Here is a 26,063-nt window from a genome sequence, read left to right on the forward strand (position 1 = left end):
GGGACGGAAATGCGCGACATCAGCCGAAGGGGAATGCTGGGGCTGGGAGCAGGGGCCGGAGCCGCGGCGGCCATGGGGATCGCGGGCTGCGGCACCGCCCTCGGTGGCGGCTCCCACCACGTCGGCGGCTCCGGAAAGCCTGGTGACAGCGCCAGCGGCCGCCCCGCCCGCCCCCTGGGTGACGGCTCCACCACCTTCACCGGCAAGCAGCCCAAGCAGCCCGGGAAGCCCGTGCCTCTCCAACCTGGCGAAACCCCGCCACAGTTCGTCGTCTTTTCCTGGGACGGCGCGGGAGATGTGGGCAACGGCCTCTTCGAGCGCTTTCTGAAACTCTCCGAAGAGCATGACGCGCGAATGACGTTCTTTCTCTCGGGGCTCTATCTCCTCCCTGAGTCGAAAAAGCGCAAGTACCTTCCGCCGAACAACGCGCCGGGCGCGTCCGACATCGGTTATCTGACGGACGACCACATCAAGTCGACGCTGAAGAACCTCCGGCGGGCCTGGCTCGACGGCCATGAGATAGGCACTCACTTCAACGGCCACTTCTGCGGCGGCACCGGCACGGTGGAGAACTGGACGCCGGCCCAGTGGCGCAGCGAGATCGACCAGGCGAAGGCGTTCGTCAAGGAGTGGCGTACGAACACCGGCTGGAGCGAGAAGGACGTGCCCTCGCTGCCCTTCGACTACGAGAAGGAGCTCGTCGGCGGCCGCACCCCCTGCCTGAAGGGCCAGGACAACCTGCTGCCCACCGCCCGCGAGCTCGGCTGGCGCTACGACGCCTCCTCGCCCGGCGGCACCCAGGTCTGGCCGGGCAAGAAGGAGGGTGTCTGGGACCTGCCGCTGCAGGCGATGCCCTTCCCCGGGCACACCTTCGAGGTCCTCTCCATGGACTACAACATCCTCGCGAACCAGTCGGTCAACTCGACCCAGGCCCCGCCCGCCAACTACCCGGCGTGGCGCAGGCAGGCGACCGAGTCGTACATAGCGGGCTTCACGCGTACATACGAGACGAATCGCGCGCCCTTCTTCATAGGCAACCACTTCGAGGAGTGGAACGGCGGCATCTACATGGACGCCGTCGAGAACGCGCTGAAGCACATCGCGGGCAAGAAGGACGTACGCCTGGTGTCGTTCCGGCAGTTCGTGGACTGGCTCGACGCGCAGGACGCGGCCGTCCTGGAGAAGCTGCGGACCCTGGGCGTGGGGGAGGAACCGACCGGCGGCTGGAAGGCCTTCCTCGGTCAGGACCAGGCCGCCTGAACCCCGCGAGGGGGGTGCGCAAGATCCCCGGAACGGACATGCGAAACTTTTCACATGAGTGCCGCCAGCCGTGCCGTCCAGCGCACCGACCGGACCCGTAGCCGTGCCGACCGGACCCGTGGCCGTGCCGCCGCGGCCACCGGAGCGGCCGTCGCCGCGGCGCTGCTCCTGTCCGCGTGCGGATCCGGGGGCAAGTCCGGCGGGTCGGGTGACACCGGTTTCGTCACCGGCTCCGACGGCATCGCCACGGTCGGCAAGGGCAGCCGCGCACAGGCGCCCGAGCTGTCCGGCAAGACCATCGACGGCAAGCAGCTCGACGTCGCCGACTACAAGGGCAAGATCGTCGTCCTGAACGTCTGGGGCTCCTGGTGCGGCCCGTGCCGCCTGGAGGCCAAGAACTTCGTCAAGGTCTCCGAGGACCTCAAGGACCAGGGTGTGCAGTTCGTCGGCATCAACACCCGGGACACCAGCACCACTCCGGCGATCGCCTTCGAGAAGGCGCACGGCGTCGAGTACCCGAGTCTGTACGACCCGACGGGCAAGCTGATGCTCCGCTTCGAGAAGGGCACGCTCAACCCGCAGACGATCCCGTCCACGCTCGTCCTCGACCGGGACGGCAAGGTCGCCTCCCGGTCGCTGTCCGCCCTCAGTGAGGACAATCTGCGCAAGATGCTCAAGCCGATCCTCGCGGAGAAGTGACCGCTCGTGTCTCTTCTCGTGGCCGCGGGCACCGACCTCAACCGGACCGTCCTCGACGGGGCGCTGGTGCTCGCCATTCCGATCGCGCTGCTCGGCGGACTCGTCTCCTTCTTCTCCCCGTGCGTACTGCCGCTCGTACCCGGCTATCTCTCGTACGTCACCGGCGTCAGCGGCACCGACCTGGCCGACGCGCGACGCGGCCGGATGGTCGCCGGAGCCTCGCTGTTCGTGCTGGGCTTCACCGCCGTGTTCGTCTCCGGCGGGGCGCTCTTCGGCTACTTCGGCTCGACCCTGCAGGAGCACAAGGACACGATGTCCCAGGTGCTCGGCGTCCTCATGGTCCTCATGGGGGTGTTCTTCCTGGGGATGATGCCCTGGCTGACGCAGCGCGAGTTCCGCTTCCACAAGCGGCCGGTCGCCGGTCTGGTCGGGGCCCCGCTGCTGGGCGCGCTCTTCGGGATCGGCTGGACACCCTGCATCGGACCGACACTCGCCTCCGTGCTGGCGCTCTCCTCGTCCGAGGCGAGCGCCGGACGCGGGGCCATACTGACGGTCGCGTACTGCGTCGGTCTGGGTGTGCCCTTCGTCGTCGCGGCCGTGGCCTTCCGCAAGGCGCTCGGCGCCTTCGGCTGGGTCAAGCGCCACTACGTGTGGGTCATGCGGATCGGCGGCGGAATGATGATCGTGACCGGTCTGCTCCTGCTGACCGGCGCGTGGGACGGCATCGTGCAGGAGATGCAGGGCTGGTCCAACGGCTTCACGGTAGGGATCTGACGCATGAGCGCGACACGGGACACCGGCGCGAGGACCGACGGCCGGACCGACGAGAACGGTACGGGTGACACCGCGACGCGTGACGCCGGTGATCTCGGTGCCGCCGGGGCCCAGTTGTCCACCGCGCCCCGGGAGACGGTCATGCCCGGCTCCTTCGGCGGCGCGCGCGCACCGGGCGTCACGGGCCGGCTCGCGTGGACCGGACGCGAGGTCATCGGCTGGGCCCGCTGGATCTGGCGGCAGCTGACCTCGATGCGGGTCGCGCTGATCCTGCTCTTCCTGCTGTCCCTGGGCGCGATCCCCGGCTCGCTGATCCCGCAGTCCGGGACCGACGAGACGAAGGTCGCCGACTTCCTGGCCCGGCACACCACGATCGGGCCGGTCTACGAGAAGCTCGGGCTGTTCCACGTCTACAGCTCCGCCTGGTTCTCGGCGATCTACATCCTGCTCTTCATCTCGCTCATCGGCTGCATCGTGCCCCGCACCTGGCAGTTCGTCGGCCAGCTGCGCGGCCGGCCGCCGCGCGCCCCGCGCCTGCTGACCCGGCTGCCCGCGTACACGACCTGGCGGACCGCGGCCGCGCCCGAGGAGGTCAGGGACGAGGCGCTGAAACTCCTGAAGAAGCGGCGCTTCCGTGCCCACCTCGACGGGGACGCGGTCGCCGCCGAGAAGGGCTACCTCCGCGAGGTCGGCAACCTGGCCTTCCACATCGCGCTGATCGTGATGCTGGTCGCCTTCGCCTGGGGCCAGCTCTTCAAGTCCGAGGGCAACAAACTGATCGTCGAGGGCGACGGTTTCGCCAACACCCTCACGCAGTACGACGACTTCAAGTCCGGCAGCCTCTTCGACACGGACGACCTGGAGCCCTTCAGCTTCGTACTGGAGGACTTCGAGGGCACGTACGAGGAGACCGGACCCAACAAGGGCACGCCGCGCACGTACCAGGCGAAGGTCGACTACAGCGTGGGCGCGGACGGCAAGGAGCAGAAGAAGACCGTCAAGGTCAACGAGCCGCTCGACATCGACGACTCGAAGGTCTACCTCACCGCCCACGGCTACGCGCCCGTCGTCACCGTCCGGGACGGCAAGGGCGAGATCGTCTACCAGCAGGCCGTGCCGCTGCTGCCGCTCGACTCGAACGTCACCTCGACCGGCGCGATCAAGGTCATGGACGGCTACAAGGACGCCAAGGGCAAGCAGGAGCAGCTCGGCTTCCAGGCGTTCTTCCTCCCGGCGTACGGGGGCGAGGGCACCGCGGTGGTCTCGCAGTTCCCGGCGCTGCTGAACCCGGTGCTGAACCTGGCCGCCTACCACGGCGACCTCGGCGTCGACGCGGGCCTGCCGCAGAGCGTGTACCAGCTCGAAAAGAAGAACATGAAGGAGTTCAAGGACTCCAAGGGCAAGCAGCTGCGGGAGAACCTGAAGCCGGGCGAGACCATGCAGCTCCCGAACGGCGCCGGCTCGATCACCTTCGAGAAGGGGGTCAAGGAGTGGGCGAACTTCCAGGTCACCCGGCAGCCCGGGGCCGGCTGGGCCCTCGCCGGTGCCTTCGGCGCCATCTTCGGCCTCGCCGCCTCCCTCTTCATCCAGCGCCGCCGGGTGTGGGTGCGGGCCGTGACCGGCCCCGACGGGGTCACGGTCGTCGAGATGGCGGGCCTCGGCCGCAGCGAGTCCGCCAAGGTCCCCGAGGAACTGGGCGTCCTGGCGGGCCACCTGTACGACCTGGCGCCGGGCGCACCCGACACCCCGGACCAGCCCGACAACGACAGCCCGGACCAGCCCGGGAACGACACCCCCGAACCTCCCGCCGTACCTGCCGAAGGGGCTGAGACGAAGTGACTCTCGCCGCCGCAACCGACCTCGCCGCAACCGACTTCGCCGCCGCGACCGACCTGGCCGCCGCGACCAACGAGCACCTCGCGAACGTCAGCAACACGCTGATCTACTCCGCGATGGCCGTCTACACGCTGGCCTTCTTCGCGTACATCGCCGAATGGCTCCTCGGCAGCCGCAGCAAGGTCGGCCGGACGGCCGCCGCGCTGACCGCCGACCAGGCAGGCAAGGCCGGCAAGAAGGCGGCCGGCCCGGCGGTCACCGTGCAGAACGCGGGCGGCACCGCCGTACTGGAGCGGCCGCAGGTCGTCACGCGGGCCGCGGCCGGCGCCCGGGACGTGCCGGACGGGCCCGGCGCGCACGGCGGTGACGAGCAGGGCGACCTGTACGGCCGGATCGCCATCTCCCTCACCGTGCTCGCCTTCCTCATCGCGTTCGGCGGTGTGCTCGCCCGCGCCCTGTCGGTGCAGCGGGCGCCGTGGGGCAACATGTACGAGTTCAACATCACCTTCTCCACCGTCGCCGTCGGTGTGTATCTCGCGCTGCTCGCGATGAAGAAGAACGTCCGCTGGATGGGCCTCTTCCTGGTGACCACGGTCCTGCTGGACCTCGGCCTCGCCGTCACCGTCCTGTACACGGCGAGCGACCAGCTGGTGCCCGCGCTCCACTCGTACTGGCTGTACATCCACGTCTCCACGGCGATCTTCTGCGGCGCGGTCTTCTACGTGGGCGCGGTCGGCACGATCCTGTACCTCTTCAAGGACAGCTACGAGAACAAGCTCGCGACCGGCGGCAAGCCGGGCCGTTTCGCGACCTCCGTGCTGGAGCGGCTGCCCGCCTCGGCCTCGCTCGACAAGTTCTCGTACCGCGTGAACGCCGCCGTCTTCCCGCTGTGGACGTTCACGATCATCGCCGGTGCGATCTGGGCGGGCGACGCGTGGGGCCGCTACTGGGGCTGGGACCCCAAGGAGACCTGGTCGTTCATCACCTGGGTCGCCTACGCCTGCTATCTGCACGCCCGTGCCACGGCCGGCTGGAAGGGCCGCAAGGCCGCGTACATCGCGCTCGCCGCCTTCGCCTGCTGGCTGTTCAACTACTACGGAGTGAACATCTTCGTCACCGGCAAGCACTCCTACGCCGGGGTCTAGCCCAGACGCAGGGGGCGGCCGGCCAGGGCGTCCTCGGGCCAGTGCACGGAGGCCCGCAGCAGGGGCTCCACGTCCGTCGGCCGGAGCCTCGCCAGATGCCCGAGTTCGGACCGCAGCCGCTCGGCGACGACCGGGTCGGGCAGCGCCAGCGGGTCGGTGACCTGCCAGACCCCGTACAGCAGTCGGCGTATCCGCAGGTGCAGGGCGGTGTCCGTGCCCTGCGGCGGGGGCGGGCCGGTGCCGACGCGGCCGAGCGCGACCCGGGTGCGGGCGTCGGACGCGGAGCCGCCGTACCCGTCCGGGACGGGTGCGGGGTGGTACGGCGCCGACGCGAGGAACACCAGCGCCCGCAGCCACGCCTTCGTGTCGTGGCGGGGGAAGGCGTCGCGCAGATACGTGACGGCAGGTTCGGCGGCGCCCAGGGCGAGTTCGTGGAGCAGCCGGTAGAGGATCCGCTGCTCCTTCGGCCCCGAGCCGTTCCCAGAGCCGTTCCCTGAGTCGTCCCCCGAGCCGTCCGGCGCGACCGGGATGTCCGTGTAGTGGGCGACGAGTGTGCGGTGCGCGGCCTTCCAGGTGGCGTGGTCCGGCTCCCTGCGGTGCAGGCCGAGCAGCAGCAGCGCCCGCAGGAACGGATCGCCGACGAACTGGCCGGGAACCGTGGGCAGGCCCTCCTCGACGAGCCGCGCCTCCAGGTCGAGAACCCCCACCGCGCCGAAGTCGCCGGGGAGCCGAGCCGCGGCCAGCACGCACGCCGACTCGCGGTCGTGGGCCACGGCCAGCAGCGCCAGCTCGTCCCGCCGGCCGTCCGGCACCAGCCGGTCGAGCAGCTCACGGTAGGCGGGCCGCCCGTCACGCGCCGCACGCTTCTCGTGCGCCTCGTGCGCCTCGTGCGCCTCGTGCGCCTCGTGCGCTTCCTGCGTTTCCTCTGCTTCCTGCGGTACGAGGTCCGCGGTGAGGAGTTCGCCGGGTGTGCCGGCGCCCCGGGGAAGGTTCTGCCGGGCGGACTCGGCGAACAGCGTCGTACCGAGCGGGCTGCCGCCGGTCAGCCGGTGGGCCGCCCCCGGCAGCCGGGACGGTACGGCCAGGCCCCGGCAGGCCGCCTCGACGACGCGCGGGGTGTCGTCGGGGGACAGCGGGGGCAGCGCGACGAGCAGCGCCCGCGACGAGGCCGTGCCGCCGGGCTCCCAGCCGCTCGTGCGGGCCAGCTCGGACAGGGTGCGGCGGGTCGCGTTGCGCAGCGCCGGATGACCGTGGCCGCGCAGACCGGCGAAGAACGCCACCCGGTCCGCGATGCCGTCGGCCCGGTCCCGCAGGACCGCTCCCATCAGCCCGACGCCCGGCGCGCTCTGCGCGTTGTCGACGAGGACCACCGGACGCCCGGTCCGGTGCCCGCGCGGCAGCGAACCGCCGTACGCGTCGTCGAGATCGGCCAGCAGAGCCCGTACGAGATGGCCCTCGGCGTGGGTGCGAAGATCGCCGCCCGCCCTGAAGTGGCCGGAGAGCAGCAGAAGGCCGAGCTTGGGGTTGCCGTCGGCGTTCGGGTGGTCGCGGTACCAGGCGGCGGCCTTCCGCAGCCTGCGGTGCGTGGGCGAGACCCCCTCCGAGAACGTCTCCAGGGCGGCCTCGACGACCGGCTCGACCACCGGACCCGTACCCGGGAGGGAGCCGGTGAGCGGGTCGGTGAGACGGGCCGAGACCCGGCCGACCCAGCGGCTCGTGGGTGCGCCGACCCAGGATCCCGTGTCGTTGAGCAGCAGGATCTGTTCGGCCTCCCGGCGGACGCGGGGCACGTCCCGGTCGTTCCAGCCGCCCGCCGCCACGGCCAGCAGGCCCGCCGCGAGCCGGGGGAACGGGATCCGTCCCGCGTCGGCCACCGGCTCCGCGAGCTGCTCGGCGATCGTCACCAGCGCCTGAGCCACGGGCGACCAGACCTCGTGCGGCCGTCCCGCGGGAGGCCCCGCGAACCGGTCGGCCTCGCAGTCGATCAGCGCGAGCGGCGTCCGCCCCTCGTACGCGGCCCGCAGCTCCGCCAGCACCGCGCTCTTGCCGAGCCCGCGGGCCCCGGCGAACACCACGAAGGGGAGCTCCCTCGGGTGTTCACAGGGGCTTGGCCCGTGCTGGAACGGCCGCAGGCCGACGAGCCGTGGAGCGAGGCCGGGCGGCTCCGTGTCGAACAACGCCCCTCGGCTGTGCAGCCCTCTGCGCACCGCATCTCCCCCTGGGACCCCTCGGGTCCGGTTCTCGTAGAGGTGAGGTGTATCAACCGGGGCGCGGCCAGGGGGCGTTGCTTCGGAGTGGACCGATTGATGTCCGCGGGGTTACGCAAATGTCGGCGCCGTCGGCACAGTCCGACCGGGCCCGGTTCAGTTCACGGTGATCGAGTCGAGTTTCGAGCGCAGGTACACATGGGAGTCGACGGGTTCGTACGCCACCCGGCCGACCGGGGCCGGGACCGACTCGACGCGGGTCCCCGGGGTGCACTCGCCGAAATAGACGAGGGACATCAGCTCCTCGGTGGGCTCGTCGGCGGGCGGCGGCAGTACACGATGACGGCCGGAGCGCCAGCGGTCACCGGTCCAACGGGCCATCAGATCACCGATGTTGATGGTGAACGCCGCCGGGTCGAAAGGCGCGTCCTCCCAGCCGCCGTCGTCCGTCCAGACCTGCAGCCCGCCCTTGCCGGCCTGCCGGTCGAGGATGGTGACCGTGCCGAAATCGGTGTGCGGGCCGATACGGAACTGACCCTCCTCGGGCTCGCCGACGACCTCCCTGCCCGGATACCAGTTGATGTTGAAGCCGTAGGTCGGGTGGTCCATGTGCCGGGTGAAGAAGTCGGGCTCCAGGCCCAGCGCCTCACCGAGCAGGGCGAGGAGATGGTTCTCCAGTTCACCCATCCGCGCGAGGTACTCCTCGCACAGCGCGCGGAGCCCCGGGGCCTCCGCCGGCCAGACGTTCGGCGCGCACCACTCCGCGTCGGTCACCGGGTCCTCGAAGGGCTCGTGCGTCGCGAAACTCAGGGACTCCTTCAGGTCGGGCGGGGTCGGGGTGCCCTCCGCGTAACCGTTGGCCTCGGCGCCAGGACCGAGCCAGCCCCGGCCGCCGACCTTCACCGCGTACGGCTCCTTGGCCTCGGCGGGCAGCACGAAGAAGGCGCGGGCCGCCTCCCGTACGCGTACCCGCAGGCCGGGGTCGACGCCGTGACCGGTCACCAGCAGGAACCCGGCGCTCCGGAGCGCGCCGTCGACCGTCCGGGCGATCCGGGAACGGGCCTCGGGATCGCCGGAGAGCCAGGGGCCGAGATCTACGGTCGGCACGCGGGGCCCGCCGCGGGCAGCGGTGTCACTCACTGTCGTCGCGTCACTCACCGATGTCCTCGTTCCACAGTGCGGGGTTTTCCCTGACGAAGTCGCGCATCATGGCGACACACTCGGCGTCGTCGAGGAGCACGATCTCCACGCCGTGCTCCGCCAGCCAGTCGTGTCCGCCGTGGAAGGTCTCGGCCTCCCCGACGACCACCCGGGAGATCCCGAACTGCCGGACCAGACCGCTGCAGTACCAGCACGGCGAGAGCGTGGTCACCATCGTCGTACCGCGGTACGAGCCCTGCCGTCCCGCGTCGCGGAAGGCGGCCGTCTCGGCGTGCGTGGACGGGTCGCCGTCCTGGACGCGGCGGTTGTGGCCCCTTCCGAGCAGGGTGCCGTCCGGCGCGTACAGGGCGGCGCCGATGGGGATGCCGCCCTCGGCGAGACCGGCCCTGGCCTCTTCGACGGCGGTCGAGAGCCAGGTGCGGGCCTGCGTCCTGTCGAAGCGCTCCACGTGGTCCACACCGTCGCTGCCGTTGCTGCCGTCGCTCATGGCATCCACTCTCCCCGATCGACCCCCGGATCAGTCCCCGGACGGGTCCGTCTTCACCCGCGAGCCGGCGGGGGCGGGCCGCGCAGTTCCCCGCGCCCCTAAAAACCAAAAGACTGCGCAGTTCCCCGCGCTCCTGAAGGGCGAAAAGATTGCGCCGTTCCCCGCGCCCCTATCCCCGTGCCCCTTCGGTGGGACGGGGCGTAGCCCCTCCCCGAGGGGCGCGGGGAACTGCGCGGCCCGCCCCCACGGTCCCGCAGGCGAACGCGGTTTCTCAGGGGCGCGGGGAACTGCGCGGTCAGCCCCCACGCAGCCGCAGATCGATCCACAGGTCGCCGCCGCCCGGCAGGGTGTAGCGGTCGGACTCCACGTACCCGTGGGCCAGCGCGAACCGCAGCCCCTCGGCGTTGGCGGCCAGCACAACGGTCTCGACCGTCGTGGCACCGAGCGCACGGGCCAGCGCCAGCCCCCGTACGTGGAGCCGCTCACCGAACCCCCTGCGGCGGTGGCCGGGAAGCACGCGGGCGATCACGGTGGCCGCGTTCGCCGCGCCCTCCGGCGGCCGGACCGTCGTGCAGCCGACCAGCACGTCGTCGAGGTACGCCACTTCCAGGTGGTACCGCCCGGCCCGCTCGCGGACCTCGGCCAGGGACAGCGCGGCCGGCGGAACGATCACGTTGTGGACGTGCCGCCAGTCCTCCAGCAGGGCTTCGGAGGTGGTGGCTTCGACCCGTTCGATACGGAGATCGGTCATCGCAGCAGGCAAGCGTGTGACCGGACGGGGCGTCAACCGGGTAAATGCCGTTGTCCCTCTCGCGGGGGTGCGGCGAGGATGAGGGCGTGGCCCACTTCCTCGCTCACGACGGCACGCGGCTCGCCTACCGCGAGGACGGCGGGGCGGGCGAGGGCGGGCCGTTGCTCTGTCTGCCGGGCGGGCCGATGCGGGCGTCGGCGTATCTCGGGGACCTGGGCGGGCTGTCGGCGCACCGGCGGCTGGTGCTGCTCGATCTGCGGGGCACCGGCGGCTCCGAGGCACCGGCCGACCCGGCGTCGTACCGCTGCGACCGGCAGGTCGACGACGTCGAGGCCCTGCGCGCACACCTCGGCCTCGACCGGATCGACCTGCTCACGCACTCGGCGGGCGGCGACCTCGCGATCCTGTACGCGGCCAGGTACCCCCGCCGCGTCCGCACGCTCACGCTCGTCGCCGCGCGGGCCCGTGCGCTCGGGGTCGACTTCACCCCGGAGCAGCGGCGGGAGGCGGCGGCCCTGCGTACGGACGAGCCGTGGTTCGAGGACGCGTACGAGGCGTATCTGAGGATCTGGGACGGGTCCGCCACCGACGCCGACTTCGACGCCGGGACCCCCTTCTTCTACGGGAACCGGACCGCCGCCGCCCGGGCGCACGCGGCGGCCGAGGTGGCCCAGTCCAACGACGAGGCGGCGGACGCGTACGCGTCCGAGGGCGCGTTCGCCGATCCCGCCGGGACGCGGGCCGCCGTCGCCGGGCTCGACGCGCGTGTGCTCGTCCTCGCGGGGGAGCTGGACGGCGGCCCGCTGCCGCGTGTGGCCGCCACGGTGGCCGGCTTGTTCCCGCACGCCGAAACGGTCGTCCAGCCGGGCGCCGGGCACTTCCCGTGGGTGGACGACCCGGACCGGTTCGCGGGGACCGTCGCCACGTTCCTCTCGCGGTAGGCCGGTAGGCCGGTAGGCCGGTAGGCCGGTCGTGCGGCAGCTCAGGAGGCGGGGGTCGGTGTGTCCTCGGTGAGCAGGCCCGTCGCCTTCAGGGCGGTCCAGAAGTCCGCCGGGACGGGATGGTCGAAGAGCCGTACGTTCTGGGCGACCTCGTCGGCCGAGCGGGCACCGACGACCACGCTCGTGACGGCGGGGTGCCCGAGCGGGAACTGCACGGCGGCGGCGAGCGGCGGTACGCCGAACTCCGCGCACACGCTCCGCAACGCCCCGATGCGTGCGCCCAGTTCGGCGGGTACGGAGGTGTGTCCGTGGGGCGCCCCCGGGCGCGGGTCGGCCAGCAGGCCGGACTGGTAGACGCCCGCTGCCATGACGGCGACCCCGCGCTCGGCGCACAGCGGCAGCAACTCGTCGAGCCCGGAACGGTCGAGCAGGGTGTAGCGCCCGGCCAGCAGCACGCAGTCGGGTCCCGGCACCGCGGCCTCCCGCAGGAAACGGGCCGCCACCGGCGCGTGGTTGACCCCGATCGAGACGGCGCCCACGACTCCCGCGGCACGCAGTTCGGCCAGCGCCCGGTAGGCCTGCGAGACGGCGGCGGTGAAGTCCTCGTCGGGGTCGTGCACGTGCAGGACGTCGATCCGGTCCAGCCCCAGCCGTTCCAGGCTCTCCTCGACCGAGCGCAGCACCCCGGCGTAGGAGTAGTCGAGCCGCGGTCCGACGCCCGCCGGAGGGTCCGCCCAGATGGGCTGGGTGTCGGGGCCGCCCGGTTCGATGATCCGCCCCACCTTGGTGCACAGCACGTACGCGTCCCGCGGCCGTACGCCGAGCGCGGCCCCCGTACGGCTCTCCGAGCGCCCGTAGCCGTACACGGGGGCCGTGTCGTACAGCCGTATGCCCAGTTCCCAGGCGGTGTCGAGGGCGTCGGCCGCGTCCTCGGCCGGTACGGGCTCGAACAGGCCGCCGAGGGAGGCGAGGCCCAGCCCCAGACGGCTGACGCGCAGAGCCGTGCGGCCCAGTGGTACGAGTTCGTCCGCTTTCATCAGGCCGCTCTGCCTTCCGCCGATGCCGATGGGTCAGTCATTTGTCCGGGTCGGTCATTGGTCCGGGTCAGTCGGTTGTGGTGGGCAGGCGTAGGCGTACTCCGTAGCCGCCGGTGGGCGTGGGGCCGGCTTCGAAGGTGCCCGCGAGGTTCTCCGCCCGTTCGCCGAGGCCTATCAATCCGACCCGGGAGCCCGGCAGTTCGAGTACGGGGCGGGTCGGTGGGGTGTTGACGACCGTCACGCCCAGTCCGTCGTGCTCGTGCCACAGGCACACGGTCGTGGTGGCGCCGGGCGCGTGCTTGCGTACGTTCGTCAGGGCCTCCTGCACGGTCCGGTAGACCGCGCGCTCGGCCGGTGCCCCGATGCCGGACGGCAGTTCGCCCCGCAGTGTCACCTCGATACCGCTGGAGTCGATCAGCTGCCGCAGGTCGGCCAGGGTCGGCTGCGCCGCCGGTTCGGGCGTACGGCCGCCCGAGGCACGTAACAGCGCGACCATGTGCCGCAGTTCGTCGAGGGTGGTCACGCTGAGCCCGCGGATCGCCTGGGCGGCCTCGCGCGTCTCGGGGTCCTTCGCGCCGACCTGGAGGGCTCCGGCCCGTACGGCGATGAGGCTCACCTGGTGGGAGACGACATCGTGCATCTCCCGTGCCAGCTGGGCCCGTTCGCGGGCCAGGACGCTCTGGGCGTGCATGAGGCGCTCGTGCTCCCGGGCCTCCTCGACCTCGGCCAGCCGGTCGGCGGCGTCACGGCTGGCCTGCACCAACTGGCCCAGGAAGACCGGCGCGGCGGCCGTCGCCAGCAGATAGACGAAGTCCACGAACGTCCAGAAGCGGTCGTCCTCCGTGTACTCCGACAGCGGCCACGGCAGCGCGGAGGCCAGCGCCGACGCGATGGCGCAGCCGACGAGCAGCCGCCGGTCCCGGCTGCGTCCGGCCAGGGTGTAGAGGGCGGCCAGGGGCACCACGACGACCGACGAGAAGAGCGCGGCGGGCAGCGACAGCAGGAACACCGCCAGGGGGAAGCGCCGCCGCACGACGAGCGCCGCGCAGGCGGCGGCCGAGAGGGCCAGTTCCAGCGGGGTGTAGTCGTCGAGCTGGAGGCCGGTGTCCACGGCCGCGAGGGCGGCGAGCAGTGCGTCGGCCGGTATGGCTCTCAGGAAGGAGGCTCTGACGGCTACGGCCTTCACGGGGCCCCGGACCGGCACCTCGTCGTCCCCTGCTGCCTGAACCCGGATCACGCGCGTTCCGCTCCTCCCCGTCCGGCCGCCCTGCCCCGGGGCGCCCCCGGCCAGGCCTGCCGAACGCTGGCCAAGCCTAGAGGGGAGGCGGTGCGCGGCGGGGCCGATGGCGATGGCGCCGTACCCGTTCGAGGACTTTGCCTGTTCTTTACAACCTGGTCCGCCGCTGCCTCGTCTCTCCGCTCGCCATCCGCAACGCAGCCGTCCGCCGTACCACCGTGCGGACGGACCGATGAGAGAGAGCACACATGCGCCGAACTGTCCTCAGCGCCCTGGCACTCGCGTGCACCGCCGTGCTGGCGAGCACGGTGCCCGCGTTCGCCGACGGGACCGCCCCGACCCCCGTCCCCGCCTCGGCGAAGCCGAGCGCAGAACCGACCAAGGCCCCGGCCCCGGCCGAGAGCAAGCCCCCGGCCACCGCGCCGAGCGCCGAACCGAGCACCGCGCCGACCGAGGCGCCCACCAAGGCGCCCTCGGACGCCGAGGTCTCCGTCGTACCGAGCGGAGCGCCCGACACCGGCGAGGTGTCGACCGGGTCGCAGTCCGGTGGCGGGAGCGGCCTGATCGGCGGGGGCGCCGCCGCGGCGGTCGCGCTGGGCGGCGCGGCCGTCTACGTCGTACGCCGCCGACGGGCGACCGGGGCGTGACCCTGCCGTCCAGGCGCGCCTTCGTCACCGCGGCGATGGCCACCCTGCTCGTCGGCTGCGGCGGGGGAGGGGGCGGCGAGAGCGACGGGGCCGCCACCGGCCGCGGCCGGGGCGAGGACTCGTCACCGCCCCCGAGCCCGGCCGGGAAGAACGTGCGCGCCCTCGCCCGCTCGGTGCCCGTCGGGCTGCGCATCCCGGCCATCGAGGTCGACACGCCGGTCATGAGGCTGGGGCTCGCCCCGGACGGCAGCGTGGAGGTTCCTCCGGTCGAGGCCGACGACCGGGCGGGCTGGTACCGCCACTCGCCGACGCCCGGCCAGGTCGGCCCGTCGGTGATCCTCGGCCACGTCACGGTCGGCTCCTACGGCGAGGGCGTCTTCCGTGATCTCAAGCGGCTGCGGCGGGGCGACCGGATCGAGGCGCGGCTGGCGAACGGCACGGCGGCGGAGTTCACCGTCAGCGGTGTACGGACGGTCGCGCAGGCGGAGTTCCCGACGGAGGACGTGTACGGGGATGTGGGCCGGCCGGAGCTGCGGCTCATCACCTGCGGCGGCCCCCGCAGCGGTGACGGCTACCGCGACAGCGTGATCGTCTTCGCGGAGCTGAGTTCGAGCGGCCAGGGGGGTTCCTGACCGGGCGCGCCGCACGCCTTGGATTCCGGGCCGTCGGAACCGTACGCCGACGGTCCGGGATCCTTCCGGATGAGCACCACGAGCCCCGACCACGAGCCACGAGAGCCACGCAGGCCACGTAAGTCATGCAAGTCATGCAAGTCCTGTACACGGCGTCACGACCTGGAGAGCGTTGAAACGGTCCCGCGAGCAGGCAGCGTCCGAGCTGTTCGCCGCCCTCTACCCGCGGCTGGCCGGCTGGTGCCGCCGGCTGGTCGACGACGACGAGACGGCGCACGAGATCGCCTCGGAGGCGTTCACCCGGCTCTGGGCCCGCTGGACCTCCGTGGCCGAACCCCGTGGCTTCCTCTACGTGACCGCGGCCAATCTGGTCCGGGACCACTGGCGCAAACTGGAGCGCGAACGCAGGGCCGTGCGCCGTGCGACGGCCGAGGCCGCCGTCCGCCCGGAGACCGAACAGGCCGACCCTTCGGTGCGCCTGCTCGTACAGTCGCTGCCGGAGCGGCTGCGCGTCCCGATCCTGCTGCACTACTACGCCGACATGCCGATCCGGGAGGTGTCCGTGCTGACCGGGCGCAAGGAAGGAACCGTCAAGGCCGATCTCCACGCGGCCCGCGAACTGCTCCGCGCCCATCTGAGGAGAAGCGTTGATCACACACTCTGACGACGGCCCGGACTTCGAACCCGACGACCCCCTCGCCGTCATCCTGCGGCCCGCGTCCGACTACCTGGGCCCGCCCCCCGGCCGGTACGAGGCGATCCGCCGCGGCGCCGCCCGGCGCCGGCTGCTGCGTGCCGCGGCCGGGGCCGGCCTGCTGTGCGCCGTCACGGCTCTCGTGGCCCTGCCGGTCCGGCTCGCGGCCCCCGACCGGCCCGCGTCCCCGACGGTTCCCCTCGCTCCGCCGTCCACGAGCAGCCGTCCGGCCACGCCCACCCCGTCGCCGTCGACCGGGCCCGCCGAGTCCGACGCGGGCGGGCCCACCGAGGCCACCGAGCAGCCACCGGCCGCGAGCCCCGACGCGTCGACCGGGCCGTCCGCGGCCGCCCCCAGCAAGCCCCCGGCGGACTCGGTGGCACCCTCCGCGGCGCCGACCGAGAAGCCGTCGACGACACCGACACCGACTCCGTCCGCGAAGTCCCCCTCCAAGGGCCCCCGGTGACGGCTCGTCAGGCGGCGGACCGCACCGCCGGGGTGGGGCTGCCCCCACCCCGGGTCTGGTAGGTCGCTTCATGGCGGCGGCGGACGTACGGCGGCAGAGTTGAACTCAGAAAGTCGCCAGAAAGTCCAAGGGGAAGTTCGTTCCGAACTTCAACCAAGAAACGCAACCGAGGACTTCGCCCGGAAGCCGCTCCGCCCGCCGCCCGGAAGGAACCGCCATGAACATCTCCACGACCTCCGGCCCGATCACCGGCCTCGCGACCACCGCCGTCGTGACCGGTGTCCGCGCGACCCCCGAGAGCGAACTCGCCCCGCTGCTCGCCGCCTGGGACGACGCGCACCCCGGCGCCTGCGACGATCACGACCTGGAATGGCGGCACCTGCTGGACGAGATGGCCCACCCACGGACGACGCAGGCGTTCTACCGGCTGGCCGCGTCCGCCGGGAGCTGATCCCGGCGCGGCCCCCGTCGCCCGCTCCCGGTCAGGACTTCGGCGGAGCGGCGTCCTCGGGACCCTCACCGCCGGTGTCGTCCTTGCCGCCGCCCGACCCGCCGGGCTCGCCCTTGTCCCTGCCCTTGTCCTTGTCGCCGTCCTTGTCGCCGTTCTTGCCGCTGTCCTTGCCGCTGTCCTTGCCGTCGTCCTTGTTCTCGTCCCTGAGGGACTTGAGGAAGTCGGGGTTGTCGTCGGGCGCGACCCAGCCGCCCCGGCGGGACGACGAGGCGTCGCGCGGGGTGCGGACCCGCCCGACGATCAGCCAGGAGATCGAGCCCACGAGCGGGAACAGCAGCACGAGGATCGCCCAGAGGGGCTTCGGGATGTAGCGGACGTCCTTCTCATCGGTCGTGATGCAGTCGATGAAGGCGTAGATGCTGAGTGCCAGCGGCACCAGGATCATCAGCACCCGAAGCATGCGGTGGTTCCCCCTGCTGTGGAGACGCGTACGACGACGCGTGTGGAGATGTGTACAGAAGAACTCATGGCCGTCGGGGCCGGTCGAGCGGCCCCCCTTACGGAGCCAGCGTAGCGAGTAGCCGATACTGGGACGCATGGCTTACGACGATCTTCGCTCCCTGCTCCGGGCGCTGGAGCGCGAGGGCGACCTCCAGCGCATCAAGGCCGAGGTCGACCCGTACCTGGAGGTCGGGGAGATCGTCGACCGCGTCCAGAAGGCGGGCGGCCCCGCGCTGCTCTTCGAGAACGTGCGCGGATCGGCGATGCCGCTCGCGATGAACGTCTTCGGGACGGACCGCCGCCTGCTCAAGGCGCTCGGCCTGAAGTCGTACGCCGAGATCAGCGAGAAGATCGGCGGGCTGCTGAAACCCGAGCTGCCGCAGGGCTTCATGGGGGTGCGCGAGGCCTTCGGGAAGCTCGGCGCGATGACGCACGTACCGCCGAAGAAGGTGAAGTCGGACAACGCCCCCGTCCAGGAGGTCGTGCTCACCGGCGACGACGTCGACCTGGACGCCCTGCCCGCGCTCTTCACCTGGCCGCAGGACGGCGGGTCCTTCTTCAACCTCGGCCTCACCCACACCAAGGACCCCGAGTCCGGCATCCGCAACCTCGGGCTGTACCGCCTCCAGCGCCACGACAAGCGCACCATCGGCATGCACTGGCAGATCCACAAGGACAGCCGCAACCACTACGCGGTGGCCGCGCGTCGCGGCGAGCGGCTGCCGGTCGCGATCGCCTTCGGCTGCCCGCCGGCCGTGACGTACGCGTCCACGGCCCCGCTGCCCGGTGACATCGACGAGTACCTCTTCGCCGGGTTCCTCCAGGGCAAGCGGATCGAGATGGTCGACTGCAAGACGGTGCCGCTCCAGGTGCCCGCGCAGGCCGAGGTCGTCATCGAGGGCTGGCTGGAGCCGGGCGAGATGCTCCCCGAGGGCCCCTTCGGCGACCACACCGGCTTCTACACGCCGCAGGAACCGTTCCCGGCGCTCACCATCGACTGCGTCACGATGCGCAAGCGCCCGCTGATCCAGTCGATCGTGGTCGGCCGCCCGCCGACGGAGGACGGCCCGCTGGGCCGCGCGACGGAACGCTTCTTCCTCCCGCTCCTCAAGATCATCGTGCCGGACATCGTGGACTACCACCTGCCCGAGGCGGGCGGTTTCCACAACTGCGCGATCGTCGCGATCGACAAGAAGTACCCGAAGCACGCCCAGAAGGTGATGCACGCCGTCTGGGGCGCCCACATGATGTCGCTGACCAAGCTGATCGTGATCGTCGACTCCGACTGCGACGTCCACGACCTGCACGAGGTGGCGTGGCGCGCGCTGGGCAACACGGACTACTCCCGCGACCTCACCGTGGTCGAGGGCCCGGTCGACCACCTCGACCACGCCTCGTACCAGCAGTTCTGGGGCGGCAAGGCGGGCATCGACGCCACACGCAAGTGGCCCGAGGAGGGCTACACGCGCGACGGCGGCTGGCCCGAGATGGTCCTGTCGGACCCGGATACGGCGGCGAAGGTCGACCGCCGCTGGAAGGAGTACGGACTCTCGTGAGCAGCGCATCAGCGGCGATCCCGCAGCCCCGGCCCGGGCGCACGAAGGCGTTCCTGCGGCTCGTCATGATCGAGCACTCCGTCTTCGCGCTGCCGTTCGCGTACATCGCGGCGCTGACGGCGATGTTCCTGACGGACGGCAACATCCAGTGGGGCCGGCTGCTCCTCGTCACCGTGGCGATGGTCGGGCTGCGCACCTTTGCGATGGCCGTGAACCGGATCATCGACCGGGAGATCGACGCCCGCAATCCCCGTACGGCCCAGCGTGAGCTGGTCACCGGCGCGATGTCGGTGAAGCACGCCTGGACGGGCGCGCTGGTGGCCCTGGTCTTCTTCCTCGGCGCGGCGGCCCTTCTGAACCCCCTCTGCCTGGCGCTGGCGCCCATCGCGGTGATCCCGATGGTGGTCTACCCGTACGGCAAGCGGTTCACGAACTTCCCGCAGGCCATCCTCGGCCTCGCCCAGGCGATGGGCCCGATCGGCGGCTGGCTGGCGATCACCGGCGAATGGTCGTGGGACGCCGTCATCCTCGGCCTCGCGGTCGGCATCTGGATCGGCGGCTTCGACCTGATCTACGCCTGCCAGGACGTACGGACGGACCGCGAGGTCGGCGTGAAGTCGGTACCGGCGCGCTTCGGCGTCCCGGCCGCGATCTGGGGCGCGCGCGGCTGCCACGCCGTGACGACCGGCCTCCTGGTCTGGTACGCCCTGGCCACCGACGCGGAGATCTTCTTCTGGCTGGGCCTGCTGATCGTGGCGGCCGCGTTCCTGTACGAGCACACGATCGTCCGCCCGACGGACCTGTCCCGCCTGAACCGAGCGTTCTTCCAGGTCAACGGCTTCATCGGCATCGCACTGTTCGCGTGCGCGCTGCTGGACCTGCTGGTGCGGGGGTTGACCGTCTAACCTGCATCGTTCGAGGGGACCGCGCACGTAGAGTCCCTCGTGCTGAGTTTGCCCGCCGTGTGCGGGGCCGCGACCACGAGGAAGCCGAGCGCGATGTACCTGAGCCGGATCAGCGTGTGGAACGTCAAGTCGTTCCACGGTCCTCGCGAGGTCGTGCTCGACCTGGCCAGGCCGGACGGCTCGTATGCCGGATGGACGGTGCTCGCGGGACGGAATGGTTCTGGGAAGACGACGCTGCTGCGGGCTGTGGCGCTGGCGGTCATCGGCCCGGACAACGCGCGCCGCATCATGCCTAGTTTCGAGGCTTGGGCGAGCGAGGGCGCGGAGGTGGCCGAGGCCTCCGTCAAGATCGTCCCTGGCTACGAAGTGGATCACAGAGGGATTGACGGCACTCTTTTCGCAGACGTGCAGCCACCGGACACCTTCATGTCGGAACTACGGTGGCAGCGGCGCGGCGCACCCGCAAAGGGGCCGTACGGGGGTAGTCAGACGGAACCGTCCTTGTCTGCCGGTCACAGTTTGAATGTTGAGGGCGGCGATCTCTTCGCGCCGGGCGGCTTGTGGGATTCCAAACCCGTCGGTTGGCTCCTTGCCGGATACGGGTCCTTCCGCCGACTGTCCGGCGGTGACGACCGCCCCCGCAAGCGCGTCGGCGTGTTCTCCCGCGTGGGCACCCTCTTCGACGAGGACCTCTCCCTCGCCGAAGGCGTTGGCTGGTTGGTAGGCCAGCATCTGCGAGCCCTGGAGGGAGACGAGGCCGCCGCCGAGTTGAAGGCCACCGCGCTGGCTGTGCTGGGTGACGGGCTCCTGCCCGATGGGTGCCGGGTCGTGGACGTCGACTCGGAGGGCCTGTGGGTCGACTGGGAGGGCCGACGTTTCCCGTTGCGCGAGATGAGTGACGGTCTTCGCACGATTACCGCGCTCGTCGTGGACCTCCTCCGGCAGGTGTACGAGTCCTACGCCGTCGCCCGTGAAGTAGGCCTGGCTCTCACCGAGCAGCGGCACGGCCGTATCGTCGTGTCGGTCCCGGGCGTCGTACTGATCGACGAGGTCGACGCCCACCTGCACGTGTCCTGGCAGCGTCGCATCGGGCCGTGGCTGACCGCGCACTTCCCCGGCATCCAATTCATCGTCACGACGCACAGCCCGTACATCTGCCAGTCCGCCGATCCGGGCGGCCTCGTCCGGCTGCCCGGCCCCGGCGAGCAGGCTGGACCACATGTGGTGGACGAGGACCTGTACGAGCGCGTGGTGTACGGCAGCGGGGACGACGCCGCCTTGTCGGAACTGTTCGGTCTCGACAGTCCGTATTCCGAGAAGGCGGAGGCGCTGCGGGCCGAACTGGTCGCCCTGGAGGGGGCCGTCCTGCGCGGCACCGCCGATGCGGTGGCACTGGCTCGCTACACCCGTATCAAGCAGCTCCTCACCAGTTCGCCGTCGGCGCGCCTGGACGAGATGTCCGCCGGCCTGGCTCGGCTGGCAGACGAAGAGCCCCGTGCGGCGGGGGACGGAGAACTCGGCGAGTGATCAGGCTGGTGCGGATTCCGCTGCCCCGAGAGACCACGGAGTACCTGGAGCGGTACGGAGCCAGGGTGGAGGCCGCCGCCGACCGGAAGTCGGTGGCAGGCGACCTGTGGAGCCGGAACACCACTGTGCGCACGAAAGTACATCCTCGGTTGAAGGACACCCTCGGGGAGATGGCGGTCGGCCACGAGCGGTGCATGTACTGCGGTGACAACCAGGGGTGCGCCGTCGACCACTTCGAACCGTTGGCGTGCAACCCGTTGCGGACTTTCGACTGGACCAACCACCTCCTGGCCTGCTCGCTGTGCAACAGCCACCACAAGCGGGACCGCTTCCCGCGGAACGAGGTGGACGGTAGCGAGTTGCTGCTCGACCCGACCCGCGAGGACCCCCTGCGCCACCTGCATCTCAACCTGGCCGCAGGTTCGTACAGTGCGCTGAGCATCAAGGGTGAGGCGAGCACAGAGGTGTTCGGGCTGAACCGGCCTGTGCTCGTCAAAGGACGTAGGGAGGCTTTCACCCGGGCCGGACTCTTCATCGGGCAGTGGAAAACGTCCTGGCGGCGCGGCGACCGGGAAACGGCCTTGCAGATCGTCCGGCTCGCCTGGAACCAGCCCTTGGCCGACGTACTGGCGTCGATGTTCCATCAGGCGGTTCATCCGGCCGCGGCGGGGCTTTTTGCGGGCGAGGCGGACCTGTTGGCTCTCCTGCTCGACGCGCAGACCCGGGAGGCCTTCGGTCCCGGCCCGTCCAACGGGAGCGGCGCCGGAACGCCGACGCCGTAGCACCGGGCATGTCAGCCGGTGGTGTCCGCGTCGGCGCGGGCTTTTTCGATGAGGGCGGGGGCGTCGGCGGAGACGAACGAGCCCATGCCGGGCTCTGTGTAGACGAGGCCCTCTTTTCTGAGACCCACGTTCACCTTCTGAGCCGTAGCGGTCGCGAGGCCGAACTCCTCGACGATCTGCTGCACGGACGGCACGCGAGTGCGAGGCGTGTAGGTGCCGTCCTCGATACGGGAGCGGATCACCGCGGCCACCTGCCGCCAGCGGGGAATATCAGGTGCGAACTCCATCACTACACCATCGTCAGGTCACTACGGGTGTCTAGTCGATCTGTAGTTCCCCTAGAATACGTAGTGCACCTGTAATACCGTCTCTGGGACAAACCCCGGCGGCGGTTGCACCCGCCCCGGGGCACGACACCAGCTTCGAAGGAGCTGACACATGTCCGACCCTATCTCCGGCCTGACCTCCTGGGTGGGCCTTCTGCTGGCTTCCCTGGGTGTGCTCGTCCCCTTGGCGGGGCTCACCCCGCCCATGCCGACGGGGCGGCATCGCAGGACCGCCGCCCCGACCGTGCGGCCGAGACACCGGCCCGTCCTCGCTCCGGGGGCCCGGCGCCCCCTCGGCGTTCACGAGGGTGCCCTCGACGGTACGGCGAACCGTTCCGTGCGCCCGTACGTCCTGTGCGGAACGGAGGCCGCGTGAACGGCGGCGGATCCGACGGCACGGACGGCGCGCGTCAGCTCAGGCTGCTGCCCTGGTACGGCCTGCACGGCGGGCCCGCCTACGTCATCGCCGACCCGGAGCGGCCGGGGCCGGTCTCGCGGTACGCGGACGTCGTCGAGGCGACCCACCTGGAGATGGCGGCCGTACTGCTCGGCCACGCCCGCGAACTGGCCGACGAGGCGACCCCCGTCGAGCTCCGCCACCTGGTGGCGGAACTGACCCAGGCACTGACCGACACCCTGCGCATCGCCTCCGGGGTGCGGCGGTAGGGGGCGGGGGCCCGGCGTTCAGGCACTGGGCCGCGACGCCGGGCCCCTCCGTCCCGCTACCGTGCGGCCTACCATCGAGAGCAGGACCCCAGGGAGGCCACCGTGACCGTTTCGGACCTTGACCGCCTGCACTCACAGCTCAGCAAGCTGGAGGACATGTTCCCCGGCTACCTGACGGAAATTGTCGAGGGCAGCATCGTGATGAACCCGGTCAAGCCGTTCCACGGGAAGACTATCCAGCGGTTGTGGTCGGACCTGGAAGGCCAGCTGCCCTCCGGGTGGGCCGTCGTGAGCGACGTGGCGTTCGTGTTCGACGACGACAACGAGTTCTGCCCCGATCTCGCGGTCATCCCGGCGGAAGCGGAGGACGAGAACCGCAGCGCCTATCCCGCCGACCTGATCGAGTTCGTCGTCGAAGTGGTGTCACCGAGCAGTGTCCGACGTGACTACGAGGTCAAGCCCCGCTGGTACGCCTCCTGCGGCATCGCCAACTACCTGGTTGTCGACCCGCTCAAGGGGCACTGCGTGACGATGTGGAACCCCGGTCCCGACGGCTACCGCGGCCGTGACGTCATCCCGTACGGCAAGGACCTGACCGTCGACTCCCCGCTCGGCGGGCTGACACTCGGCACCGCCCGGCTGCCCGTTGACCCGCAGGGGCGCCACCGGTCCTGAGTCAGTGGCGTCGCGCCGGTAGGCTCAAGGTGTGAACGCAGGAGAAACAGAGCGTCGGCCTTGGATCGTGGGGGTCTCCGGCGCGTCCGGAACGCCGTATGCCGCTGCCGTGCTGCGTGCTCTCCTCGCGGCCGGTGAGAGCGTCGACCTCGTCGTCTCACGGGCCTCGCGGCTCACCCTGCTCGACGAGACCGGGATCAGTTTCCGGGACGCCCACTGGCAGGACGACCTGCGGGAGTGGCTCGGCCGGGGGGCCGACGGCAAGCCCGGCACGTTCGCGGTGGACGTCGACGCCGTACGGCACTGGAGCGCGGGGGACCTGGCGGCGGGGCCGTCCTCCGGCTCGTACCCTTCGAAGGGCATGCTCATCGTGCCCGCGTCCACGGCGTGTGTCGCCGGGGTCGCGCTGGGGCTGTCCAAGGACCTGTTGCAACGCGCCGCGAGTGTCGTCCTCAAGGAGCGGCGGAAGCTGGTCGTCGCCGTCCGGGAGACCCCGCTGAACGGGCAGACCCTGCGGCACCTGGTGACCCTCGACGACGCGGGCGCGACCGTACTGCCGGCCTCCCCGGCGTTCTACGCGGGCGCCACGCACATCCAGGACCTCGTGGACTTCGTCGCCGGGCGCGTGCTGGACGCGGCGGGCGTCGGGCACACGCTGTACCGCCGCTGGGAGGGCGAACTCGGCGGCGGCTCCCGCACCACCTGAACACAGCGCTACCCACTCATACTTCAGGAACTTTCAGCGGAAGGCTATCGATCGCATGGACGCGGTGGACAGGCAGCTCATCCAGGCTCTCAGGGAGAACGGCCGGGCCTCCTACGCGGAGCTGGGACGCCTCGTCGGACTGTCGGGGCCCAGCGTCACCGACCGCATCAACCGCCTGGAGGCGGCCGGTGTCATCACCGGCTACCGCGCGACGGTCGACTCGGCCTCGCTCGGACTCGGCGTCATCGCCCTCATCGGCATCTCCCTCTCCGACGCCGCCGACCACGAGGACGTGGCACGCCGGATGAAGGACCTCGGCGAGATCGAGGACTGCTGGTTCATCGCCGGCGACGACTCCTACATGCTCAAGGTCCGCGCGTCCGACGTGGACGGCCTGGAGCGGACCATCCGCCGGCTGTCCGGGACCAAGGGCGTCTCCAGGACCCGTACCACCATCGTGCTCTCCACGAAGTGGGAGAACCGGGTGGGCGAGCTGCCCGAGGAGGAGTAGGACGGGCGCGGGAGTACGGTTGGACGTCGCACGATCCACACGAATACGCGCAGGTCACAGGGAGAGGTACACGCATGGACGTCGGGCTCAAGCGCGAGCTGGAGGACAAGGTCCGGGCCGGTGAGCGGCTGACCCGCGAGGACGGCATCGCGCTCTACGAGTCGGACGACCTGGCCTGGCTGGGCGGGCTCGCCCACGAGGTGCGCACCCGCAAGAACGGTGACGTCGTCCACTTCAACGTCAACCGCCACCTCAACATGACGAACGTGTGCACCGCGTCGTGCGCCTACTGCTCGTTCCAGCGCAAGCCGGGCGAGAAGGACGCGTACACGATGCGCATCGAGGAGGCGGTGAAGCTCGCCAAGGCGATGGAGGGCGAGAACCTCACCGAACTGCACATCGTCAACGGGCTCCACCCGAACCTGCCGTGGCGTTACTACCCGCGGTCCTTGAGCGAACTGAAGAAGGCCCTTCCGAACGTCTCCCTGAAGGCCTTCACCGCCACCGAGATCCACCACTTCGAGACGATCTCCGGGCTCAGCGCCTCCGAGATCCTCGACGAGCTGATCGACGCGGGTCTTGAGTCACTGACCGGCGGCGGCGCGGAGATCTTCGACTGGGAGGTCCGGCAGCACATCGTCGACCACCGCACCCACTGGGAGGACTGGTCACGTATCCACCGCCTCGCGCACGAGAAGGGTCTGAAGACCCCGTGCACGATGCTGTACGGGCACATCGAGGAGCCCCGCCACCGGGTCGACCACGTCCTGCGCCTGCGTGAGCTGCAGGACGAGACCGGCGGCTTCCAGGTCTTCATCCCGCTGCGTTACCAGCACGACTTCGTCGACATGAAGGACGGGAAGGTACGCAACCGGCTGCAGGCCCGTACGCAGATGGCGACCGGCGCGGAGGCGCTGAAGACCTTCGCGGTGTCGCGGCTGCTCTTCGACAACGTGCCGCACGTCAAGGTCTTCTGGGTCATGCACGGCGTCCAGACCGCGCAGCTCGCGCTGCAGCACGGGGCGGACGACATGGACGGGTCGGTCGTCGAGTACAAGATCACGCATGACGCCGACAACTACGGCACGCCGAACAAGCTCACCCGTGAGGATCTGCTCGATCTGATTCGGGACGCGGGGTTCCGGCCGGTGGAGCGGAACACCCGGTACGAGATCATTCGGGAGTACGAAGCCGCGCCGGCGGGGCGGCGGGAGTCGCCTCAGCCGATGCGGTTCTGATCTTCTGATCTTTGGGCTGACGCTGACCTCCTGGGGGCTGCCGCCCCCGGGACCCCCGCCCGGTCCTTCGCTGCCGCGTTCTTCTGCGGGTGCGTGGGGGCTGGGCGCGCCGTTCCCCGCGCCCCTCAGGGGCGAAAGGAATGCGCCGTTGCCCCGTGCCTCTTTGGGGAGATAGAACGTTCGGTCTTGACAATGGGGCCCGACTGCCTCTTAGCTGTGACGTGACCGAACGTTCTCCATTATCT

General features: G+C 70.9%; 29 protein-coding genes. 21 read left to right on the forward strand and 8 right to left on the reverse strand.

Annotated features, from left to right (window positions below; all coding sequences use genetic code 11):
- The first annotated feature begins 9 nt into the window (after positions 1 to 9).
- The 5 genes from C6Y14_RS34655 to ccsB are packed head-to-tail and all read left to right on the forward strand — an operon-like array spanning position 10 to position 5,714.
- Positions 10 to 1,260: a polysaccharide deacetylase family protein gene (locus tag C6Y14_RS34655; protein ID WP_225891429.1), complete on the forward strand. Its 1,251-nt coding sequence runs from the start codon at positions 10 to 12 to the stop codon at positions 1,258 to 1,260.
- 54 nt (positions 1,261 to 1,314) lie between these two features.
- A complete protein-coding gene (locus C6Y14_RS34660; protein WP_107020850.1) occupies positions 1,315 to 1,959 on the forward strand; it encodes a TlpA family protein disulfide reductase in 645 nt (214 codons plus the stop codon).
- A 6-nt stretch (positions 1,960 to 1,965) separates the two neighbouring features.
- A complete protein-coding gene (locus tag C6Y14_RS34665; RefSeq protein ID WP_199854966.1) occupies positions 1,966 to 2,733 on the forward strand; it encodes a cytochrome c biogenesis CcdA family protein in 768 nt (255 codons plus the stop codon).
- Between the two features lie 3 nt (positions 2,734 to 2,736).
- Complete coding sequence (resB, locus tag C6Y14_RS34670; protein WP_107020852.1) at positions 2,737 to 4,572, forward strand: cytochrome c biogenesis protein ResB; 1,836 nt, start codon at positions 2,737 to 2,739, stop codon at positions 4,570 to 4,572.
- Entirely contained in the window at positions 4,569 to 5,714 is a 1,146-nt protein-coding gene (gene ccsB / locus C6Y14_RS34675; RefSeq protein ID WP_107020853.1) for a c-type cytochrome biogenesis protein CcsB, read from the forward strand. Before resB ends, ccsB begins: the two co-directional genes overlap by 4 nt.
- Here ccsB and C6Y14_RS34680 read toward each other — a convergent pair.
- From C6Y14_RS34680 to C6Y14_RS34695, 4 genes are all read right to left on the reverse strand, one after another.
- The gene (locus C6Y14_RS34680) at positions 5,711 to 7,789 is read right to left on the reverse strand and encodes a hypothetical protein (protein WP_318658078.1); all 2,079 of its coding nucleotides are present in this window, start codon (positions 7,787 to 7,789) and stop codon (positions 5,711 to 5,713) included. The genes ccsB and C6Y14_RS34680 overlap by 4 nt on opposite strands.
- A gap of 288 nt (positions 7,790 to 8,077) precedes the next feature.
- Positions 8,078 to 9,061: an isopenicillin N synthase family dioxygenase gene (locus C6Y14_RS34685; RefSeq protein WP_107020855.1), complete on the reverse strand. Its 984-nt coding sequence runs from the start codon at positions 9,059 to 9,061 to the stop codon at positions 8,078 to 8,080.
- A 10-nt stretch (positions 9,062 to 9,071) separates the two neighbouring features.
- A complete protein-coding gene (locus C6Y14_RS34690) occupies positions 9,072 to 9,569 on the reverse strand; it encodes a nucleoside deaminase (protein ID WP_199854967.1) in 498 nt (165 codons plus the stop codon).
- A 295-nt stretch (positions 9,570 to 9,864) separates the two neighbouring features.
- Positions 9,865 to 10,320, reverse strand: coding sequence for a GNAT family N-acetyltransferase (locus tag C6Y14_RS34695; protein WP_107020856.1), 456 nt, complete (start codon positions 10,318 to 10,320; stop codon positions 9,865 to 9,867).
- Positions 10,321 to 10,406: 86 nt separating this feature from the next.
- On the opposite strand from C6Y14_RS34695, the gene C6Y14_RS34700 reads away from it, so the two are divergent.
- Complete coding sequence (locus C6Y14_RS34700; RefSeq protein WP_225891430.1) at positions 10,407 to 11,261, forward strand: alpha/beta fold hydrolase; 855 nt, start codon at positions 10,407 to 10,409, stop codon at positions 11,259 to 11,261.
- A 41-nt stretch (positions 11,262 to 11,302) separates the two neighbouring features.
- Here the strand turns inward: C6Y14_RS34700 and C6Y14_RS34705 are convergent, their stop codons facing one another.
- A complete protein-coding gene (locus C6Y14_RS34705; protein ID WP_107020858.1) occupies positions 11,303 to 12,298 on the reverse strand; it encodes an aldo/keto reductase in 996 nt (331 codons plus the stop codon).
- A 67-nt stretch (positions 12,299 to 12,365) separates the two neighbouring features.
- The gene (locus C6Y14_RS34710; protein ID WP_107021003.1) at positions 12,366 to 13,454 is read right to left on the reverse strand and encodes a sensor histidine kinase; all 1,089 of its coding nucleotides are present in this window, start codon (positions 13,452 to 13,454) and stop codon (positions 12,366 to 12,368) included.
- A gap of 329 nt (positions 13,455 to 13,783) precedes the next feature.
- On the opposite strand from C6Y14_RS34710, the gene C6Y14_RS34715 reads away from it, so the two are divergent.
- From C6Y14_RS34715 to C6Y14_RS34735, 5 genes are all read left to right on the forward strand, one after another.
- Positions 13,784 to 14,182, forward strand: coding sequence for a Tat pathway signal sequence domain protein (locus C6Y14_RS34715; protein WP_107020859.1), 399 nt, complete (start codon positions 13,784 to 13,786; stop codon positions 14,180 to 14,182).
- Entirely contained in the window at positions 14,179 to 14,814 is a 636-nt protein-coding gene (locus tag C6Y14_RS34720; RefSeq protein WP_199854968.1) for a class F sortase, read from the forward strand. Before C6Y14_RS34715 ends, C6Y14_RS34720 begins: the two co-directional genes overlap by 4 nt.
- 172 nt (positions 14,815 to 14,986) lie before the next feature.
- A complete protein-coding gene (locus C6Y14_RS34725) occupies positions 14,987 to 15,478 on the forward strand; it encodes an RNA polymerase sigma factor (protein ID WP_107020860.1) in 492 nt (163 codons plus the stop codon).
- Complete coding sequence (locus C6Y14_RS34730; protein WP_107020861.1) at positions 15,462 to 15,974, forward strand: hypothetical protein; 513 nt, start codon at positions 15,462 to 15,464, stop codon at positions 15,972 to 15,974. The genes C6Y14_RS34725 and C6Y14_RS34730 overlap by 17 nt, the downstream gene beginning before the upstream one ends.
- Positions 15,975 to 16,191: 217 nt before the next feature.
- Positions 16,192 to 16,425, forward strand: a complete 234-nt coding sequence (locus tag C6Y14_RS34735; RefSeq protein ID WP_225891431.1) for a hypothetical protein — start codon at positions 16,192 to 16,194, stop codon at positions 16,423 to 16,425.
- A gap of 31 nt (positions 16,426 to 16,456) precedes the next feature.
- On the opposite strand, the gene C6Y14_RS34740 is transcribed toward C6Y14_RS34735, so the two are convergent.
- Positions 16,457 to 16,885 carry a PLD nuclease N-terminal domain-containing protein gene (locus tag C6Y14_RS34740; protein WP_107020862.1) on the reverse strand — a complete coding sequence of 143 codons (429 nt, stop codon included), beginning with the start codon at positions 16,883 to 16,885 and terminating at the stop codon, positions 16,457 to 16,459.
- A 136-nt stretch (positions 16,886 to 17,021) separates the two neighbouring features.
- On the opposite strand from C6Y14_RS34740, the gene C6Y14_RS34745 reads away from it, so the two are divergent.
- From C6Y14_RS34745 to C6Y14_RS34760, 4 genes are all read left to right on the forward strand, one after another.
- A complete protein-coding gene (locus C6Y14_RS34745; RefSeq protein WP_107020863.1) occupies positions 17,022 to 18,482 on the forward strand; it encodes a menaquinone biosynthesis decarboxylase in 1,461 nt (486 codons plus the stop codon).
- Entirely contained in the window at positions 18,479 to 19,387 is a 909-nt protein-coding gene (gene mqnP, locus C6Y14_RS34750) for a menaquinone biosynthesis prenyltransferase MqnP (RefSeq protein ID WP_107020864.1), read from the forward strand. Before C6Y14_RS34745 ends, mqnP begins: the two co-directional genes overlap by 4 nt.
- 93 nt (positions 19,388 to 19,480) lie before the next feature.
- Positions 19,481 to 20,914 (forward strand): AAA family ATPase, encoded by a 1,434-nt coding sequence (locus C6Y14_RS34755; protein WP_107020865.1) that lies wholly within the window; start codon positions 19,481 to 19,483, stop codon positions 20,912 to 20,914.
- A complete protein-coding gene (locus C6Y14_RS34760) occupies positions 20,911 to 21,696 on the forward strand; it encodes an HNH endonuclease family protein (protein WP_199854969.1) in 786 nt (261 codons plus the stop codon). Before C6Y14_RS34755 ends, C6Y14_RS34760 begins: the two co-directional genes overlap by 4 nt.
- An 11-nt stretch (positions 21,697 to 21,707) precedes the next feature.
- Here the strand turns inward: C6Y14_RS34760 and C6Y14_RS34765 are convergent, their stop codons facing one another.
- Positions 21,708 to 21,983 carry a GntR family transcriptional regulator gene (locus tag C6Y14_RS34765; RefSeq protein ID WP_199854970.1) on the reverse strand — a complete coding sequence of 92 codons (276 nt, stop codon included), beginning with the start codon at positions 21,981 to 21,983 and terminating at the stop codon, positions 21,708 to 21,710.
- Positions 21,984 to 22,134: 151 nt separating this feature from the next.
- Between C6Y14_RS34765 and C6Y14_RS34770 the strand changes: the two genes are divergently transcribed.
- The 6 genes from C6Y14_RS34770 to mqnE all read left to right on the forward strand — a co-directional run bounded on the left by C6Y14_RS34770 (position 22,135) and on the right by mqnE (position 25,818).
- Entirely contained in the window at positions 22,135 to 22,398 is a 264-nt protein-coding gene (locus tag C6Y14_RS34770) for a hypothetical protein (protein WP_107020866.1), read from the forward strand.
- Complete coding sequence (locus tag C6Y14_RS34775) at positions 22,395 to 22,688, forward strand: hypothetical protein (protein ID WP_107020867.1); 294 nt, start codon at positions 22,395 to 22,397, stop codon at positions 22,686 to 22,688. The genes C6Y14_RS34770 and C6Y14_RS34775 overlap by 4 nt, the downstream gene beginning before the upstream one ends.
- A gap of 102 nt (positions 22,689 to 22,790) precedes the next feature.
- Complete coding sequence (locus C6Y14_RS34780; protein ID WP_107020868.1) at positions 22,791 to 23,363, forward strand: Uma2 family endonuclease; 573 nt, start codon at positions 22,791 to 22,793, stop codon at positions 23,361 to 23,363.
- Between the two features lie 31 nt (positions 23,364 to 23,394).
- Complete coding sequence (locus C6Y14_RS34785; protein WP_107020869.1) at positions 23,395 to 24,069, forward strand: UbiX family flavin prenyltransferase; 675 nt, start codon at positions 23,395 to 23,397, stop codon at positions 24,067 to 24,069.
- A 55-nt stretch (positions 24,070 to 24,124) separates the two neighbouring features.
- Positions 24,125 to 24,580, forward strand: coding sequence for an Lrp/AsnC family transcriptional regulator (locus C6Y14_RS34790; RefSeq protein ID WP_107020870.1), 456 nt, complete (start codon positions 24,125 to 24,127; stop codon positions 24,578 to 24,580).
- 74 nt (positions 24,581 to 24,654) lie between these two features.
- Positions 24,655 to 25,818 (forward strand): aminofutalosine synthase MqnE, encoded by a 1,164-nt coding sequence (gene mqnE, locus C6Y14_RS34795; RefSeq protein ID WP_107020871.1) that lies wholly within the window; start codon positions 24,655 to 24,657, stop codon positions 25,816 to 25,818.
- Positions 25,819 to 26,063 lie beyond the last annotated feature (245 nt).

The sequence above is a fragment of the Streptomyces dioscori genome (genome assembly GCF_003024195.1).
GTDB classification, from domain to species: domain Bacteria; phylum Actinomycetota; class Actinomycetes; order Streptomycetales; family Streptomycetaceae; genus Streptomyces; species Streptomyces dioscori.